We start from the raw sequence: 16723 nt of genomic DNA on the forward strand, positions 1-16723 counted from the left end.
TCACGCCGGCAGGCAGGCCTGCGCCACCCGCAGGTAGTTGCCGCCGAGGATGCCGGCCGCCTCCTCCGGCGTGAACCGCGCCAGGAGGAGCACCGTGAGATCGGGCAGGGCCGTGTAGGCCGGCAGGGCGCTCGGGCCGACGAGGCCCATCATGTCCGTTCCGATCCCGACATGCCTTGCACCGACGACGTCCGCCATCCGGGCGATGCCGTCGGCCAGGGCCGGAAGATCGGGAAACAGGCTGACCGGCGGCCAGATGCCGATGACGCCGCCGGTCCCCGCTACGATCCGGGCGTGGTCCGGGGTGATGCGGCGGGTGCGCGGCCGCGGCCGGGTCGTGAGGGAGGTGTGCGAGAGAACGAGCGGCTTCGTCGCCACCTCCGCCGCGCGGCGCACCAGATCCTCGGTGCCGTGCGCCACGTCCACCACGATCCCGAGCGCCTCGCAACGCCGGATCACCGCGGCGCCGAAATCGGTCAGGCCGCCATGGACCGGCGGCTCGGTCTGGATGTCGCCGAGCGCGTTCACCCGGTAATGGGTAAGCTGGAGGTGGCGCAGGGCGGCGCGGTGGAAGGCCGTTTCCAGGGGACCGAGATCGCCCTCCAGGAAATCCGCCCCTTCCGCCGAGACGAGCACCGCCGGGGCGTCGGACCGGGCGGCCGCGAGGTCGGCGGCTTTGCGCACGAGGCGAAGGCCCTGCTCGCGCACGAGGGCGTGGAGGCGGGTGAAGCCGCGCTCGGCGTACGCCGCGAGTTCCCCGGGCTCGGGCTCGCGAAAGGCCTTGATCCGTCCCTCGGGGGTGACCCGGTGGGTCGGGCTGTCGGAGACGATGGCGAGGCAGGCGACGGCGAGCCCCCCGCGGCGCATCGGCTCGGCGAGCGGCGTGAAGGGAGCGTGCCCGTCGGCCTGATCCACCCGCAGGATGCGGCCGGCATGGCTGTGACAGTCGATCGTCGGCCGCGCGGCGAGGAAGGACGCCGCCGCCGTCAGCCCTGCGGGTGCCTCTCCTGCCGCCGGCGTTTGGGCTGCCGCCGGGACCGGCAGGCACAGGAGCGAGGCCGCCGCCATGAGGCGGCGGCGAGACAGGCCGAGACGGAGCGGAGCGGACACCATCGCCGCCTCGTCGAGCCGGTAGCGCCAGCCGCACGGATCGTCGCGCAGGCGCCGGAGCACGCCGCGCAGGGTGACCTCGCGGCCGTCCAGGGGCACCGGCGCGACGGCGACGACCTCGATGCAGGCCGTGGGATCGCCCGGCAGGCAGCCGCGGCAGCAGACGGGCTCAGGGATGAGCAGGCAGTAGCGCGCCTCGGTCGCCTCCCCGGCGGTCACCGGCCAGCCGGCGACCGTGACGACGGCCCCCTCCCGCCGGTCGGCCGAGCCGTCGAGGAGGGACGACCAGGGCAGGCTCGCGCCCGGGCCGGGCGGGGTCGGACCGCGCATCGCTAGAGACCCTTTCGGATGAGGGGAACACGGCGCAAAGCCGCGGCGCCGGCCCAGCTCGCCGCGACGGCGAGGGCGGAGACGAGCGCGCCCTTGAGGGGCGCACCGAGCGGCCGGGCCAGCAGACCGAACTGCAGCCAGGTCACGACGGGATAGTGGAGCAGGTAGATGGCGAAGCTGTTCGCCGACAGGCTGTCCCAGGCGCGGGAGGGGCGCCCGCCGAAACGCAGGAAAAGCGCCGGGAGCGCGAAGGCGGCGGCGGCGCAGAAGACGGTGCGCGCGATACCCTCCAGCACGAGCGCAGGCCCGGCGGGCAGCCGGCCCGCGGCCCCGATCGCCCCCGCGGCGAGGAGCATCAGCCCCGCCGGCAGGGCGAGGAGCGCCCAGAGCCGCCAGCGCACGACGAGGGCCTGACCGAAATGCAGGACGGACGGCCTCCCGCCCCATCCCAACGCGACGCCGGTCGCGAAATAGCCCGCGTAGAGCCCGACGCGGCTGGCCTGGATCGCGAACGGTCCGAGGCCGACCCAGTGCCCCGGACCGACGGCGAGGAGGAGCGGGAGGTAGAGCAGGCCGGAGAGTGCGACGAGGAGGAAGAAGCCGCGGGCGGGCGCGGACAGGACTGTCCGGGGAAGAAAGAGACGCGGGTTCTCACCTCTCCCCGCGGGCGGGGAGAGGGCTTTGCTCCCCTTGCCGGGGGCAAAGCAAGCGGAGGCGCAGCCGGAGCGAGGGTGAGGGGCCGGTGCCGAAGGAGGCTCCTCCGGGAATACCCCCTTACCCTCGCGTCGATCCCTGCCGGGATCGATACGCGGGCTCCCTCCGCCCCCGGCAAGGGGGGCGGCCCCTCCCCGCCCGCGGGGAGAGGAGAGGATCCGCGCCTCGCCTTTTTTCCGGTCGATCCTGTCGAGGCCCGGGAAACGGCATGGGTCCACTCCACCCGGGGCGCCACGCGCGATCAGGACGAAGACGAGGGTCGCGGCCACGTCGAACGCCAGGAGAACGCCGAGGAACCAGGGCGGCCCGCTCGGCCATGGCCCGACGGTCACCGTCCGGATCCAGAACGCCGGAAAGCCCGCCCTGCCGCCGGCCTGGAGGGACGAGGGGTAGTAGGCGAACGGGATCAGCGTGAGGACCGCCACGGCGAAGGGCAGGACGAGGCGCCGCATCCGGCCGCGCAGATAGGCGCCGGGCCCCTTCCGGCCCAGGCCCCCCCGGACGAACAGCCCCGACAGCAGAAACAACAGCGGCATGAAGAAGCCGTCGTCGAGCAGCACCAGGGCGTCGAAGGCGCGCCAGCGTTGCGCATCGACGATCGGCGCCGTCGACAGGGCGTAGTCGGCGCGATCGACATGCCCGAAGGTGCAGTAGGCCAGAACGGCATGATGCAGGACGACGAGGACGACGAGGGCGCCCCGCAACCTGTCGATCGCCGCGAGCCGTCCGCCCTGCCCTACGGCAGGCAGAGCCTGGGACGCGGGCGGAACCTGGCAACCTGGAGGGAACATCGCGGAGCCGACGGCATGGACCGGCCCGTTCTACGCGCCGCACGAGGCGTACTCCATCGGAGATCTGTTGCCGGTCTGCAACCGGCACGTGGCCGGCGCGATTCCGAACGGCAGTCCCACCGGCCGAAGACCGACATGCGAGCGCGCGGGACCTCAGGCCGCAGAGCCCGTTCATCATCCTCGCTTAAGAACATGACGGCCGTCCGGCGAGGCGGTACGGCCCTTCCCTCCCGCGGCCCCGCCGACACCGGAGAGACCGATGACCGACCCGACAGCCCGGCGTTCGAGCCGCCTGCCCCGCCGGGGCGGCCTGATCCTGGCCGGCCTGTTCTCGCTGCTCTGCCCCGGGCTCGGCCATATCCGCGCGCGGGCCTGGCCGCTCGGCGCGGCGCTCGTGGCCGTGTGGACCCTCGCGACGATCGTCCTGTTCGGGATCACTGCCCTGTGGTCGCCGACGCCACCGGTGGTGACGGCCTGGCTGGCGCTCCTCGCCATCGTCATCCTGTTCTGGATCGGTGCCGCCCTCGACGCCATGCGGCGGGCCCGGTCGTCCGCGATGCGGCCCAGGCCGCCCTGGTGGCGCTCGGCCTGGGCCGCGGCCCTGATCGTGGTGCCGCTTCAGGCCGGGCTGGATTCGGCACTGCCGTTCGGGTGGCGCTCGTTCTCCATCCCCTCCGCCTCGATGAATCCCGGCCTCGTGGTGGGCGACGTCTTCCTGTCGGATGTCCGCCGGGACCGCCCCTTCCCGGCCCGGGGCGACATCGTGATGTTCAGGCCGAAGGCGTCGTCCGACACGATCTACGTCAAGCGCGTGGTCGCCCTGCCCGGCGACACCGTCGCCATGGCGGGCGGGTCCCTGGTCCTGAACGGCCAGCCGGTGCCGGAGGAGGCGGACGGGACCGTCACGGTCGGCGGCGACGACCAGCCGGCGCACGCCTTCGTCGAGCGGCTGCCGGGCAAAGCCGGCTACCGCATCGCCCGGCTCGACGGGGCCGCGGGCGGGCGGGACCTGCCGCCGCGGACGATCCCGCCGGGCGCCGTGTTCGTGCTCGGCGACAATCGGGACAACAGCCTCGACAGCCGACACGACCGGGTCGGGCTCGTCCACGCCGAGGACCTGGTCGCGACGGGCGGCACCTTCACCTGGTCGCCGGTGAAGGGGCGCCTGCTCACCGCCCTGCGCTGAGGGCGGCCTTCACCCCTTCCAGTTCTTCAGCGCCGCGAACGGGCTGTCGGCGGCGGCACTCTTTGGCGGGTTCAGCACCGGCTCGACCTGGGCCACGGCATCGCTGAGCGAGAAGGCGGTGCCGCTCGGCAGCTTGCCGCCAGCGGCATCCTGGTGGCCGCCGCCGCGGAACAGGCGGGCGCCGTCGAGGGCGGTGCCGTCGATCGAGCGGAAGGACAGGGTGCCGGCGCGCTGCACGTTGACCAGGCGCTTGGCGCGCCCGCTCGCCATCACCAGGTCGGAGACCCGCTGGAAGGTGCCGGCATCGAGGGCGAAGGACAGGAGCGTGCCGTCCGGGAGCGCGTGGAACAAGGCGTCGGAGCGGGCGAGGGCCCGGGCCATCCGCTGCCGGGTGGTCAGGCGGGCATCGTCGTCGGGGGCGTCGCGCATCAGGTCGTCGACGATCGCGCCGCGGATCGCCGGCACGGCGCGCTCCAGCTCGGCCGGGGTCGCGCCGGCACGCAGCTTCGCGGTCGCCTCGATCAGCAGGCGGGCCAGGAAGGGATCGTGCGCCGGATGCCCGACCGGTACCAGGGTGCCGACATTGTCCCAAAAAATCTCGTCGAGGGCGAAGCCGCCGGGGAAATGCGGATCCTCCTTGCGCCAGAGATCGAGGGCGTCGACGGAGGCGACGAGCAGCGCCAGGTTCTCGGCCTGGCCCGCATCGGGCTCCTTGGTGGCGAACAGGGCGCGATGGGTGTCGACCATCCTGGTCGCGCTGGAATTCTCGTCGATCAGCACGGTGACCGACGGGTCGCCGAGGTCGAACCGCGACAGGCGCGGGTTGTCGGCGTCACGCTTCGGCTCCAGGTTCTGGCGCCGCATCTGGTCGATCGAGGAGGTGTGGTGGTCGAGGACGATCAGCCGGTGCTGGGCCTCCGGCTCGCGCTTGCGGTTCATGGCGGCGAAGCGGCGCAGGAACGCGATCGTCGGCTCCTCGATGCCGAGATCGGTGATCAGCACCATCTCGGCCGCCTTGGTCTTGGTCAGGCGCTTCAATTCGTCGTCGACCACGGGACCGACATCGCCGTAGCGCGGCACGTGCACGATCCGGGCGGGCTCGGCATAGGACGCGACGAGGGTCGCGGCGCCGTAGCCGTCGAGGTCGTGGTGGGTGATCTGGGTCAGGCGCACGTCGATAAGGTCCGGGGTCGGTTCACGTCGGGAACGAATCCCGTCAGCATAGCGGCTCGCGCGCGGCTCCGGCAGGGCCCACGATTCAGGAAATGGCCGGTGCCTCGCCCGCCAGTTCCTCGCCCGCCAGTTCCTCCCCCGCCAGGTGCCGCAGCAGGTCGCGCAGCCAGCGATGGGCCGGGTCGTCGTCGTAGGAGGCGTGCCAGAGCATCCCGACCGCCACGTCGTCGAGAGGGACGGGCACGGGGCTCACCGTCAGCCCCAGGGTTTCGGCGAAGAGGAGCGCCAGGCGGGCATGCATGGTGGTGAGGACCGGCGCGGCGCGCACCAGGAACGGCACCGCCAGGAAGCGCGGCGAGGTGACCGCGAGGGTGCGGGCGAGGCCGAGCTTGGCCAGTGCGTCGTCCACCACCCCGTGGGCGGTCCCGCGCAGGCTCGTCAGCACGTGCGGGAAGCGCAGGTAATCGTCGAGCGAGATCGGCGGCGTCAGCCCCACCAGGGCGGCGTTGAACAGGCAGACGTAGCTGTCGCGGTAGAGCAGGCGCTGCTTGTGGTGCATCTGCCCGCGGAACGACAGGTCGATGGCGAGGTCGATCCGGTCGGCGTCGAGTTCCTCGAGCACATGTGCCCGGTCGACCGAGCGCAGCAGCAGACTGATCCCCGGCGCCTCCCGGCGCAGATGGGCGAGGAGCCGTGTGCCGAGCAGCACCTCGGTGCTGTCCGGCAGGCTGATCGTGAAGGTGCGAACCACCGTGCGGGGATCGAAGGCCTCCTCCCGGCGCACCAGGGTCTGGACCTGGCGCAGGACCGTCCGCAGCGGCTCGGCGAGCGCGAGCGCCCGCGGGGTCGGCCGCATCCCCTCGGGCGCGCGGGTCAGGAGTTCGTCGCCGAACAGGGTCCGCAGCCGCGCGAGCGCAGAGCTCATCGCCGATTGGCCGATGCCGATGCGGGAGGCCGCCCGGGTCACGCTGCGCTCGGCGAGGAGTGCGTCGAGGGCGACCAGAAGGTTGAGGTCGATCCGGGACAGATCGATATGATCAATAGTCATTATCGATACGATCTGTTTGATCCATGCTGCACCGCAGCGCATATCGGGGTCAACACGGCGGGCCGAGCCGGTCGCGCCGCAAGCAGGACACCCCGCATCATGACGTTCCGCCCTCTCTCCCGTCTCACCCTCGCCCTGGCTGCCGCGACGCTGCTCGCGGGCGCGGTCCAGGCGGACGAACTCCGGCCCGCCCGGGCGGCCAGCCTCGACCTCGGCCCGCTCGCCGGCGTCGCCTATTACACCGCCGAGCCGGACGGCCACCACGTCGTGGTGACGCTCGCGCCGCGGGCCGCGGCACCGGCCTCCCGCGTCGAGGCGGTGCTCGCCTCCGGCCAGAGCCTCACGGTCTCGACGCCGCGCCAGGAGGGCGCGGCGGCCCGCACGGTCACGATCACCCGCCGGGGCGACACGACGACCGTCGAGGCCGTGGCGGTCCGGACCCTGGACAGCGCGGCGCTCAACTAAGGGGCGTGTCGTGTTCACACGTCTCGGTTCGAGCGTTGTTCCCTTCCCCTTGTAGCAGGGCTGTCCGGGGAGAGGAGTGGCGCGGGTTTCCCCTCTCCCCGCGGGCGGGGAGAGGGCTGCGTCTCCGTTCAGGAGATGCAGCAAGCCCGCAGGGCGAGGGTGAGGGGGTGGTTCCGGAGGAGTCTCACTCGTCGAGACCCCCTCACCCTCGCTCCGGCTGCGCCTGCGCTCGTCGCTTGCACGACAAGGTGCAAGCGACCCTCTCCCCGCCCGCGGGGAGAGGAGATGAACCCGCGCCATCCTTTTCACCGCCCAGCCCTGCCACAAGGGAGAGGCAAAAGCGGCGGACTTTCAAATGGATAGGCTTCGTCGACGGTGGGTGAAACGGCAAGACCGGGCAATCGCGGCACCCACCGGAATGCCTCAGCCAACGCCCATCACCCCGGCCGCCGCTCCATCCCGGCCCAGCGCCGCCGGGCGCTCCAGGCGTAGCGCGAATCGCCCTCCAGCAGGTGCAGGTGGTCCTGCAGCCGGTTGCGCTCCAGCCAGGCGAGGGCCGCCTCCAGCTCCTCGGCCGTCATCGCGGCGCGACTCTTGTTGCCGAAGAGGCGCTTGAGCACCGCGTTGTAGCGGTGCGGCAGGGGCGCGCCGGGCCGTCCGCGCAACTCGGCCTCGTCCTCCACCGCCTGCGCCGTCACCATGGCGGCCACGCGCGCGCGCAAGGCCCGCTCGACCCGCGAGGGCGGCACGGGCGCCGCCTCGTTCGCCTCGGGGCGGGCCATCGCCACGGCGGGACCGGGGCGCAGCATGGCGTAGCGCAGACCGAGCGCGTTGCTCTCCAGCGGCACGATGCCCTCGTCGGCCTCCCGGGACAGCGGCCGCGGCTCGGGCGAGGCGGCCCCGGTCGGGCGCTTGCGCGGTCGCGTCGCGGTCGCCTGCTCGGTCTCGATCCGGGCGCGGAACTGCGCGAAGAGCGGGTCGTCGGGATGGAAGACCAGGGCGTGCTGGTCGGCATAGTCGCCGGCATGGGGATCGACCCGGGTCGCCCGGGCGATCATCTGCTCGAGCCAGGGCCGCGAGCGGATATGCGTCAGCGCCGCCACCACGGCGACCTCGGGGGCATCCAGTCCCTCATAGGCCATCGCCACGGTCACCAGCACGGCGGGCTCCGGCGTGAGCCGGAAGGCGGCGAGCGCCGCGTGCGCGTCGGCCTCGGCCGAGGTCGCGATGCGCACGTCGCGGCGCGCCTGCTCCTCGGGCATCCAGGCCTGGATCATCGCGTGGTAGCTCTGCGCGCTCGCCTGGTCGGGCGCGACGACGAGGAGCTTGCCGAGACCCCGGACGGCCTCCGTGGCGGTCAGCCCGCGCTTGCGCCGGCGCTCGGCCCGCAGGCGGCGGGTGGCGTAGAACGCCTCGCGCAGGAGGTCGCGGGCAAAGCCGGTGCGGAGCGCCGTGAACAGGGCCGGCCGGGTCGTCGCACTCGGTCCCGAGCCGGAGAGCCGGTGCGGGCCGACCCGGGCCTGGCCGCTGGTGCGGCCGCCCTCCAGCCAGCTCGCCTCGCCGTCCAGCGCCCCGAAATTGACCGGCAGCACCGCCTTCTCGGCGAGCGCCTCGGCACGGGAATAGCCGATCACCGCCCAGCCCGGGGCCTCGATGTCCGGCACCTGCGCGCCGTTCTCCGTCCGGTAGGGCAGCCACAGGATGCGCCGCCCATCCGCCCGGGCCAGGGTGCCCGACAGGAGGAGCCGCAAGCTCGCCTCGCGGAACAGCGGCAGCAGGGCACCGCTCCAGGCCGCTGCCTCGTTCTTCGCCGCCTCGCTGCCCGATTCGCTGTCGGACAGGGCCGGCAGGTGGTGGACCTCGTCGACGACCAGCAGGGTGCGGTGGCGGCGCATCTCGGCGAGGTGCAGGGCGGGCGCCGCCGCCACCGCCTGGTAGGTGGTGACGTAGCCCGCCAGCCCCCGGCTCGGATCGGGGGAATTGTCGGCCGCCCGCACCGAGAGCGTGTGGCCCAAAGCCGAGCGCCAGGCCGGATCGGCGAAGGCTTCCTCGGCCTGCAGGCGCAGGGAATCCCGCGGCACGACCCAGACCACCCGGTCGACGAGGCCGGCGGCGATCAGCCTCGACGCGGCGATGACCGGCAGCAGCGACTTGCCGCCGCCTGGCGTCACCGCCGCCAGGATGTCGGTGATGCCCGTGGCCTCGCCGCGGGCGAGCGAGGCCACGAGTTCGGACAGGCTGCGCTGGTGGCTGCGCAGGGGGCGGGTCGGGGCACTCACGCCGGGAGGGAATCACGGACCATCCCCGGACCATGCCGGACCCCGGCCCCCTTGTGAATCCGGGGGACAAGCAGGATTTCTGCGTTCCCCACATCGGAAAACGGTTGCGCGGCGGGCGCAGATCAGCCTCGGCCGCGTTCCAGCAGCCGCGAGACGACGCGCGCCGTGAAATCGACCATCGGGACGATGCGGGCGTAGTTGAGCCGGGTCGGCCCGATGACGCCGACGACGCCGACGATGGTCTGGCTGCCGTCCCGGAAGGGAGCGGCGATCATCGACGAGCCGGAGAGCGAAAAAAGCTTGTTCTCCGAGCCGATGAAGATCCGCACGCCCTCGCCGCCCTCGGCGCGCGACAGGAGGTCGATCACGTCCTTCTGGCTCTCCAGGTCGTTGAAGAGCAGGCGGATGCGCTCCAGGTCCTCGGCCGCGCGCAGGTCGTCGAGGAGGTTCGCCTGTCCGCGCACGATGAGCTGGCGCTCCTCGCTCGGGCCGACCGAGCGGGCGAGACCGGCATCGACCAGGCGCTCGGTCAGCTCGTCGAGCTCCTGCTTCATCGCCGCCCGGGCAGTCTCGATCTCGCCTCGCACCTCGCCGAGCGTACGGCCGCGGATGCGGGCGTTGAGGAAGTTCGAGGCTTCCTGGAGTGCGCCGGCCGGCAGGCCGTGCGGCAGGTCGAGCAAGCGGTTCTCCACCGACCCATCGTCGGAGACCAGCACCACCAGGGCGCGGCCGGGATCGAGGCGAACGAACTCGATGTGGCGCAGGCGGGGGTTCTGCTTGGCGGTGACGACGACGCCGGCGCCGCGCGAGATGCCCGACAGCAGCACCGAGGCCTCGGTGAGCGCGCTGTCGAAGGTGTGGCGCGAGGCGGCGGCGCGCATCTGCGCCTCGATCCGACCCTTCTCCTCCTGGCCGACATCGCCGAGTTCGAGCAGCGCGTCGACGAAGAAGCGCAGGCCGTGCTCGGTCGGGAGCCGGCCGGCGCTGGTATGGGGGGCGTAGATCAGCCCGGCCTGTTCGAGGTCCGACATCACGTTGCGGATCGAGGCCGGCGAGAGCGCCATCGGCAGGATGCGGGCGAGGTTGCGCGACCCGACCGGCTCCCCGGTGGCGAGGTAGCTCTCGACGATCTGGCGAAAGATTTCCCGCGAGCGCTCGTTGAGCTCTGCGATGGCACGGGCCTGTCCGGAGCCGCCGGGCAGGGGTGGGAGGTCGCGCGTGTTCATCAACCCTACGGGAGCCATACGACCGCTTACTGTGATGGCCGCAGCCGCCCGGCGCAAGCGGGCGCGACGCCGCGCGGGCGCACAATCCGATCACCGCCTGAACGAAGGCCGACCCGCCGTCTCAGGCCGCGTTCAGCCCCCCGGCGCCACTCTCGTCTCCATGGCCGCACGAGGATGCGGCGAGACGGAACCGGAGGCGACCATGTTGACGTTGCGCAACCCGATGATGGCCGGCAAGCGGCTCCTGGCGGCGGCCGCCCTGGTCGCCGGCGGCCTCGTCACGGCCGGCGCCGCCCAGGCGGCCCCCTTCGCGCCCGGCGCCGCATCGGCCCCGGCCGCGGAGGTGGTGCAGGTGCAGTACGGCCATCATCACGGCTGGGGCCACCGCCATCACCACCATGGTGGCTGGGGCCGTCACCATCATCACCATGGGGGCTGGGGGCACCACCGCCGCCATCACGGCTGGGGCCACCATCACGGCCGGCACCATCACCGGGGCTATGGCTATTATTGAGGTGGCGGCGGACCACCGAGACAACGAATCAAGCGCTTGACGAACGGTCACGCTTTTGAGCGCGGGATTCCTCCTCCCCCGCAGAGGCAGGGCTGTCCGGGGAAAGAAATGGCGCTGGAGATCCCCTCTCCCCGCGGGCGGGGAGAGGGCTGCGTCCCCGTTCAGGGGACGCAGCAAGCGGAGGCGCAGCCGGAGCGAGGGTGAGGGGGTCTCGACGCGTGAGGCTCCTCCGGCAACACCCCCTCACCCTCGCCCTTCGGGCTCCCCGATCACCCGACGGGGGGTGATCGGGCCTCTCCCCGCCCGCGGGGAGAGGAGGACGCCCGCGCTTTTCCGGCTTCCCCGGACAGTCCTGCCGCAGAGGAGGAGGGGAAACCCGCGCCAGACCGAAATCCGTCTTCGGTTGCTTCAACTTGCGTAGACAATCGCCTACTCGTTCCATCCGCAAGGAATGGCGAAGCGGTGAAGACCTCACACCACCCTGAGCGGCTTCTCCAGCACCCGCAGCACCTGCGCCAGGTCGTGTCCGCGCTTCAGGATGCGTCCGGTCTCGGCGATCACCGCGTAGGCGCCCTGGCGGCGGGCGAGGCGGGGGTCCTTCTCGATGCGGTAGAGCGGGCGCTCGGAGGTGCGGCGATGGATGGAGAACACCGCCTTCTCGCGGGTGAAGTCCATCGTGTAGTCCCGCCACTCGCCCTCGGCGACCATCCGGCCGTAGAGGTTCAGGATGATGCGCAGCTCGTCGCGATGGAAGGACACCTGCGGGGCAACGCGCGGGGACGAGACCGGAAACGGTACGACCTGGGCGCCGGCATTCCAGCTTTCGGCCGTCTCTCCTTCGCTCATCGTCTCTCCTGCCTGTCGGGGTGATTCGCGCCCGGGGGACCGGACGCGGGGTGACGAGCCGGCGAACGACCCGCCTGCGACCATGATGGGATGGCACCGACGGCCCCGCAAGGGTTGCATCGGAGAGACACCGAGCCGTCAACCCGTCGATGCGAGACGGAAATAGCACGGAAACGATCACTGCCGCCCACAAATCGCCACAATCGCGCCGCGCGCTGGCCTTGATGCGTGCGCAAGGATGAGCCGACCTCATGGCCCGGCTCGTCGGCCGCTCCGGTACCCAGCCCCCCAGCCCCCGCGATGCCGGCGGGCCGGGCCTCCTCCGAGGTTTCGAGACCCAAACGACTTCAGGGCCGCCTCCTTCGGAGCGCGGTCCCTTTTTTGGCAGCCCCCGACTTCGGGCGGACGCCCCGGCGGGCTTGCGTCGGCAGGCCAACGCTCTGTCCGCTCATACGCTTTCCGATTGATCGCTTCGCGATGCGGAAAGCGGCTTCGCTCACGCGCCGCGCGGGCTGGTGATACGAAATCCGGAAGTGATCTTCCGGATTTCGTATCAGTTCGTCACCGGCTTCGCGGTCCCTTGCGGATGAAACATATGGCAGAGTGGACTTGCCGTCGGCGGAGAGATCGGTTCGTCTTTGGTGTGCCAGACCCCGCGTATCAGTTGGATCCGGGCTCCTCTTCAGTCCCCTCGCTTGCGTCACGGGCCGGTCCTCGGGCCAGCCCCGGAGCGCGTCATTTAGATTTGATCTCACGGGAGCCTGCGCCGGCGGCCTGACGGCAAGGAGATCGTGATGAAGGTCCTCTACCCCCGCTGCGCCGCCCTCGATGTTCACAAGGACACCGTCGTCGCAGCCATCCGCCGGGCCGAGAGCAGCGAGGTTCAGCGTGAGGTGCGGACGTTTGCCACCACCACGCCCGCTCTGCTCGACCTCTCCGCCTGGCTCGACGAGCACGCCTGCACCCATGTCGCCATGGAGGCGACCGGCATCTACTGGCGCCCGGTCTGGCAGGTCCTCGACGCCGACAGCCGCACCCTGATCCTGGCCAATGCCGCCCATGTCAAGAACGTGCCCGGCCGCAAGACCGACGTCGCCGACGCGGTCTGGCTCTCCGACCTGCTCGCCCACGGCCTGATCCGCGCCAGCTTCGTGCCCGAGGCCCAGACCCAGGCGATGCGCGACCTGCTGCGCACCCGCAAGCAACTGGTCCGCGAGCAGGCCAGCCACGTCCAGCGCATCCAGAAGACCCTCGAGGAGGCCAACCTCAAGCTCGCCTCGGTGCTCACCGACATCATGGGCCAGTCCGGTCGCGCCGTGCTCGACGCGCTGGTCAAGGGCGAGCGCGATCCGGCTGGGCTGCAGGCGCTGGTCAGCCCGCGGGTGAAGGCGGCGCCCGAGGCGATCCGGGCCGCGCTCACGGGCCGGATCGGGGATCACCACCGTTTCCTGCTCGGTGTGCATCTACGCCAGTACGACGGGTTGGGGCGAGCGATCGCGGAGATCGACGCGCAGGTGGAGCGCGACCTCGGCCCTTTCCGGGAAGCGGTGAAGCTGCTGGTGACGATCCCGGGCATCAGTGACCTCACCGCGCAGGTGATCCTCTCCGAGATCGGCCCCGACATGAGCCGCTTCCCGACCGCCGGCCATCTGATCTCCTGGGCCGGGCTGTGCCCGAGAAACGACGAGAGCGCGGGCAAGCGGCGCTCGACGCGACTGCGCAAGGGCGCGCCCTGGCTCAAGACGGCCTTGGTGCAGGCCGCCTGGGCCGGAGTGCGCAAGAAGGCGAGCTACATCAGGGCGCAGTTCCAGCGCTTGCGCGGCCGGCGCGGCCCCAAGAAGGCGATCTGCGCGGTCGCCGCTTCGATGTTGACCGCGATCTATCACATGCTCAAGGCCGGCACGGCTTACGTCGATCCCGGGCCTGATCACGGCCGCAAGGCGGCCCCGACCATCCGCGCCAAGGCGCTCGTGCGGCAGATCGAGCGCCTTGGATTTGCGTGCGAAATCAAACCCGTAGAGCCAGTTTCTATTTAGACCCTTGTTCCGTCGCAGATTTTTTCGCGAACCCGGCAGCCGCTTCTGCGGAATCCGCTCAGGGCTGCATCCACATCTGGGCGGCGAGGGCGCGGGCGCGGGCGACCCGGATGTGGTCGAGCGTCCAGAATCCGATCGTCAGCGCTCCGGCCAGGAGCGCGACGGGCAGGGCGAGCGCCAGGTAGGGGTTCTGCCGCGGCGGCGTGGTCATGCTTCCTCCTCTTCGCGGGGCGTGCTGTCCTTACGCGAACGCGCCCGGCGCCGCGTGGTGCCAGCGGGCCGATTGCCGGACAAGGACATCCTGCCGCCAACAGAGTTTTACCCCGCGCTTTACCCGGCGAGCGGCGCGAAGAAGCAGAACACGGTGCCGTCGCGGTGGCACCAGTGGTACCGACCGTCCTGGCTCGGCCGCACCTTCGCCATCGGCACGAAGACCCCGTGCGTCTGGTAGCCGCCCGGCACCTCGACGGCGTCGGAGACCGGCTCGCAATCCTGATCCGAGCAGCACTCGAACGGGTACCAGGAATGCGCCGGCTGGACGAGGGAGAGCGCGGCGACGGCGAGGGCGACCTTCATGGGCGGCATACCTCCAGCGGCTGAACCCGGCCCCGAGGGGCGCCGGAAGCCGGGAGCGGCACACCGCGTGCCAGATGGCGCAGGCCGGGCGCGAGCGCGTCATCGACGCGCAGGGCCTTCGTACGCATCCCTCCCCGATCCGGCGCGTCGGCGCGCCTGTCACGGCACCGATCATCGCGCCGCGCTGGCCGGAAGGAAACGCCACCGGTTGGATGAGCAGGGATTTCGAAACCCGAACGCGCGCACATCTGCGCGATGCGCCCGTTCGATGCCCGCCACGCCGCCCGCTATCCCGTCCTCATCGGCTGCGACGAGGTCGGCCGCGGCGCGCTGTGTGGCCCGGTGATCGTCGCGGCGGTGCATTTCGATCCGGCCGCCCTGTCGGGCGACCTGCTGGAGGCCCTCGACGACAGCAAGCGGCTCGACGCCGCCACCCGCGAGCGCCTGGCGCCGCGGATCATGGCGGAAGGGCGCGTGGCCCTCGCCGGGGCCTCCCGCGACCTGATCGACCGGATCAACGTGCGCGCCGCCACCCTCGACGCCATGCGCCGCGCGGTGGCGCGCCTCGGCATCGCCGCGGAGGTGGCGGTGGACGGGCGCGACATGCCCCCCGGCCTGCCCCTGCCCTGCCGGGCCTTCATCGGCGGCGACCGGCTGGTGCCGCAGATCGCCGCGAGCTCGATCGTCGCCAAGGTGGCGCGCGACCGGCTGATGCGGGCGCTGGCCCGGCGCCACCCGGCCTATGCCTGGGAGCGCAATGTCGGCTACGGCACCGCGGCGCACCGGGCCGCGATGGCGAGCCTCGGCCTCACCCGGCACCACCGGCTGAGCTTCAAGTCCAAGAGCCTGTGACGATGCCCGCGTGACGGGTCCCGGCGAAGCGCCTCACCCCGGCAGGACCGGTGTCTTCCCCGTCGGCAGGCCGGCCAGCACCGACTCGTCGATGGCGAGATGCGCCCGCACCAGCGCGTGCGGGGTGAGCGCCATCCACTGGTTCAGCGACACGTCGGCGTAGACCGGGCTGCGGAACAGTTCGAGGAAGCGCAAAGGCGTCGTGCCTGTATTCTCGATGTAATGCCCCATGGCGAAGGGCACGTAGCCGACGTCGCCGGCCTGATAGTCGAAGGTACGGGCCTTCGACTCGGAGCCGAACACCGTCATCCGGCCCTGGCCCGAGAGGTAGTATTGCCACTCGTCGCCGTTCGGGTGCCAATGCAGCTCGCGAAGTGCGCCCGGCTCCAGCTCGACCAGGGCCGCCGCGATGGTCTTCGAGGCCGGGAAGATCTTGGAATCGGTGATGCGGACGGTGCCGCTCTTCGTACGGATCGGCTCCTGCGCCAGCATCCGGTGGCTGAAGCTGTCCGGCACCGGCCCGGCGCCGCCGGTCCGGTCGCCGGCGAGCGGCCCCGGCATCGGCGCCGGGAAGATGTACTTCTCCTTGTCCGGCAACCGGGCGAGGGCCGATTCCGGCACCCCGAAGTTCTTCGCCAGGATGTCGCGCGGGGTATGGGCGAGCCAATCGGTGATCAGGAAGGTCGAATCTTCGGAAAAGTGGCCGTCGTCGAAGACCAGCAGGAACTCGCAGCCGTCGATCTCACCCGGCAATCCCTGGATCGAATGCGGGATGCCGGACGGGAAGTACCAGAGGTCGCCCTCAGCCACATCGTCCACGAAGGTGCGGCCGGCCTGGTCGACGGCGGTGATGCGGGCGCGGCCCTTGAGCATGTAGGCCCACTCTGCCTCCTTGTGCCAGTGCATCTCCCGGGCGACGCCGGCCTTGAGGCGCATGTTGACGCCCGCCATGGCGGTCGAGATCGGCAATTCGCGCACCGTCGTCTGGCGTGCCCAGCCGCCCTCCTCGAGCCGCATGTGGCTGTCGGTGAACGACCATTTCAGGTTCGGCATCGTGCCGTGGTCGGTCGTCGGCGGGCGCGTGGTGAACGGCTCCTCGGCCTGCCGCGCCGGGTTGGTGGGCCCGAGGATGTCCGCCCCGTCCTTGCCGCGCACGGGCTGCGGTCCCGGGGCTGGGGTCTGCGCCTGCGCACCGGCGGCGGTGCCCACGAGGCCGGCCGCCGCGGCGGCCAACGTGTCGCGGCGGGAGATGAGCGTCATGGACGGGCTCCACCTGTGGGCGGGGCCAGGATGCGCGGCCCCGCGTGACGCCCGACAATGCGTCGCTTGGCGGGGGGTTCCGATTCACGGGTGTGGCCTGACGCAGCGCATGACGTCGGCGCCTGGGAGAGACTGTTCGTTTGTTCTCTCTAAATATCAAATCTACTGCGTCATTCCGGGGCCGCGCAGCGGAGCCCGGAATCCAGAACCGCTGATGGTGCAGACAATGGCGGTTCGCGTCCCGCTTTATCCTTCACAACCCGAGTGTCTGGATTCCGGGCTCCGCTGCGCGGCCCCGGAATGACGACGAGGGTGTA

The 16723-nt window shown here is 71.5% G+C and carries 15 protein-coding genes; 5 read left to right on the forward strand and 10 right to left on the reverse strand.

Features of this window, described 5'->3' with window-relative positions; translation table 11 throughout:
- Together HBB12_RS22305 and HBB12_RS22310 are read right to left on the reverse strand one after the other, a co-directional pair.
- Complete coding sequence (locus HBB12_RS22305; RefSeq protein ID WP_236991361.1) at positions 1 to 1440, reverse strand: dipeptidase; 1440 nt, start codon at positions 1438 to 1440, stop codon at positions 1 to 3.
- Between the two features lie 2 nt (positions 1441 to 1442).
- Positions 1443 to 2945: an acyltransferase family protein gene (locus HBB12_RS22310; protein WP_272913292.1), complete on the reverse strand. Its 1503-nt coding sequence runs from the start codon at positions 2943 to 2945 to the stop codon at positions 1443 to 1445.
- 259 nt (positions 2946 to 3204) lie between these two features.
- On the opposite strand from HBB12_RS22310, the gene lepB reads away from it, so the two are divergent.
- Entirely contained in the window at positions 3205 to 4131 is a 927-nt protein-coding gene (gene lepB, locus HBB12_RS22315) for a signal peptidase I (protein WP_236991363.1), read from the forward strand.
- Positions 4132 to 4140: 9 nt separating this feature from the next.
- On the opposite strand, the gene HBB12_RS22320 is transcribed toward lepB, so the two are convergent.
- Both HBB12_RS22320 and HBB12_RS22325 read right to left on the reverse strand, forming a co-directional pair.
- Entirely contained in the window at positions 4141 to 5304 is a 1164-nt protein-coding gene (locus HBB12_RS22320; RefSeq protein ID WP_236991364.1) for a dimethylmenaquinone methyltransferase, read from the reverse strand.
- 85 nt (positions 5305 to 5389) lie between these two features.
- Entirely contained in the window at positions 5390 to 6352 is a 963-nt protein-coding gene (locus tag HBB12_RS22325; protein WP_236991365.1) for a LysR family transcriptional regulator, read from the reverse strand.
- Positions 6353 to 6451: 99 nt separating this feature from the next.
- Here HBB12_RS22325 and HBB12_RS22330 point away from each other — a divergent pair, with 99 nt between their 5' ends.
- A complete protein-coding gene (locus tag HBB12_RS22330; protein ID WP_236991366.1) occupies positions 6452 to 6817 on the forward strand; it encodes a hypothetical protein in 366 nt (121 codons plus the stop codon).
- 437 nt (positions 6818 to 7254) lie between these two features.
- Here HBB12_RS22330 and HBB12_RS22335 read toward each other — a convergent pair whose 3' ends face one another.
- Both HBB12_RS22335 and hrcA read right to left on the reverse strand, forming a co-directional pair.
- Complete coding sequence (locus tag HBB12_RS22335) at positions 7255 to 9096, reverse strand: DEAD/DEAH box helicase (RefSeq protein ID WP_236991367.1); 1842 nt, start codon at positions 9094 to 9096, stop codon at positions 7255 to 7257.
- A gap of 122 nt (positions 9097 to 9218) precedes the next feature.
- Positions 9219 to 10322 carry a heat-inducible transcriptional repressor HrcA gene (hrcA, locus tag HBB12_RS22340; RefSeq protein WP_236991368.1) on the reverse strand — a complete coding sequence of 368 codons (1104 nt, stop codon included), beginning with the start codon at positions 10320 to 10322 and terminating at the stop codon, positions 9219 to 9221.
- 202 nt (positions 10323 to 10524) lie between these two features.
- On the opposite strand from hrcA, the gene HBB12_RS22345 reads away from it, so the two are divergent.
- Positions 10525 to 10836: a hypothetical protein gene (locus HBB12_RS22345; protein WP_236991369.1), complete on the forward strand. Its 312-nt coding sequence runs from the start codon at positions 10525 to 10527 to the stop codon at positions 10834 to 10836.
- 471 nt (positions 10837 to 11307) lie between these two features.
- Here the strand turns inward: HBB12_RS22345 and HBB12_RS22350 are convergent, their stop codons facing one another.
- Positions 11308 to 11682 (reverse strand): DUF2794 domain-containing protein, encoded by a 375-nt coding sequence (locus tag HBB12_RS22350; RefSeq protein WP_236991370.1) that lies wholly within the window; start codon positions 11680 to 11682, stop codon positions 11308 to 11310.
- A gap of 794 nt (positions 11683 to 12476) precedes the next feature.
- Between HBB12_RS22350 and HBB12_RS22355 the strand changes: the two genes are divergently transcribed.
- A complete protein-coding gene (locus HBB12_RS22355) occupies positions 12477 to 13718 on the forward strand; it encodes an IS110 family RNA-guided transposase (RefSeq protein ID WP_236991350.1) in 1242 nt (413 codons plus the stop codon).
- 58 nt (positions 13719 to 13776) lie between these two features.
- On the opposite strand, the gene HBB12_RS22360 is transcribed toward HBB12_RS22355, so the two are convergent.
- On the reverse strand, positions 13777 to 13929 hold the full coding sequence (locus tag HBB12_RS22360) for a hypothetical protein (protein ID WP_236991371.1): 153 nt from the start codon (positions 13927 to 13929) through the stop codon (positions 13777 to 13779).
- A gap of 119 nt (positions 13930 to 14048) precedes the next feature.
- The gene (locus tag HBB12_RS22365) at positions 14049 to 14294 is read right to left on the reverse strand and encodes a hypothetical protein (RefSeq protein ID WP_236991372.1); all 246 of its coding nucleotides are present in this window, start codon (positions 14292 to 14294) and stop codon (positions 14049 to 14051) included.
- Between the two features lie 255 nt (positions 14295 to 14549).
- Here HBB12_RS22365 and rnhB point away from each other — a divergent pair, with 255 nt between their 5' ends.
- Positions 14550 to 15146 (forward strand): ribonuclease HII, encoded by a 597-nt coding sequence (gene rnhB, locus HBB12_RS22370; protein ID WP_236991373.1) that lies wholly within the window; start codon positions 14550 to 14552, stop codon positions 15144 to 15146.
- A 33-nt stretch (positions 15147 to 15179) separates the two neighbouring features.
- Here the strand turns inward: rnhB and HBB12_RS22375 are convergent, their stop codons facing one another.
- Positions 15180 to 16406, reverse strand: coding sequence for an oxalate decarboxylase family bicupin (locus tag HBB12_RS22375; RefSeq protein ID WP_236991374.1), 1227 nt, complete (start codon positions 16404 to 16406; stop codon positions 15180 to 15182).
- Positions 16407 to 16723 lie beyond the last annotated feature (317 nt).

This window comes from Methylobacterium sp. SyP6R (assembly GCF_019216885.1).
Taxonomy (GTDB): domain Bacteria; phylum Pseudomonadota; class Alphaproteobacteria; order Rhizobiales; family Beijerinckiaceae; genus Methylobacterium.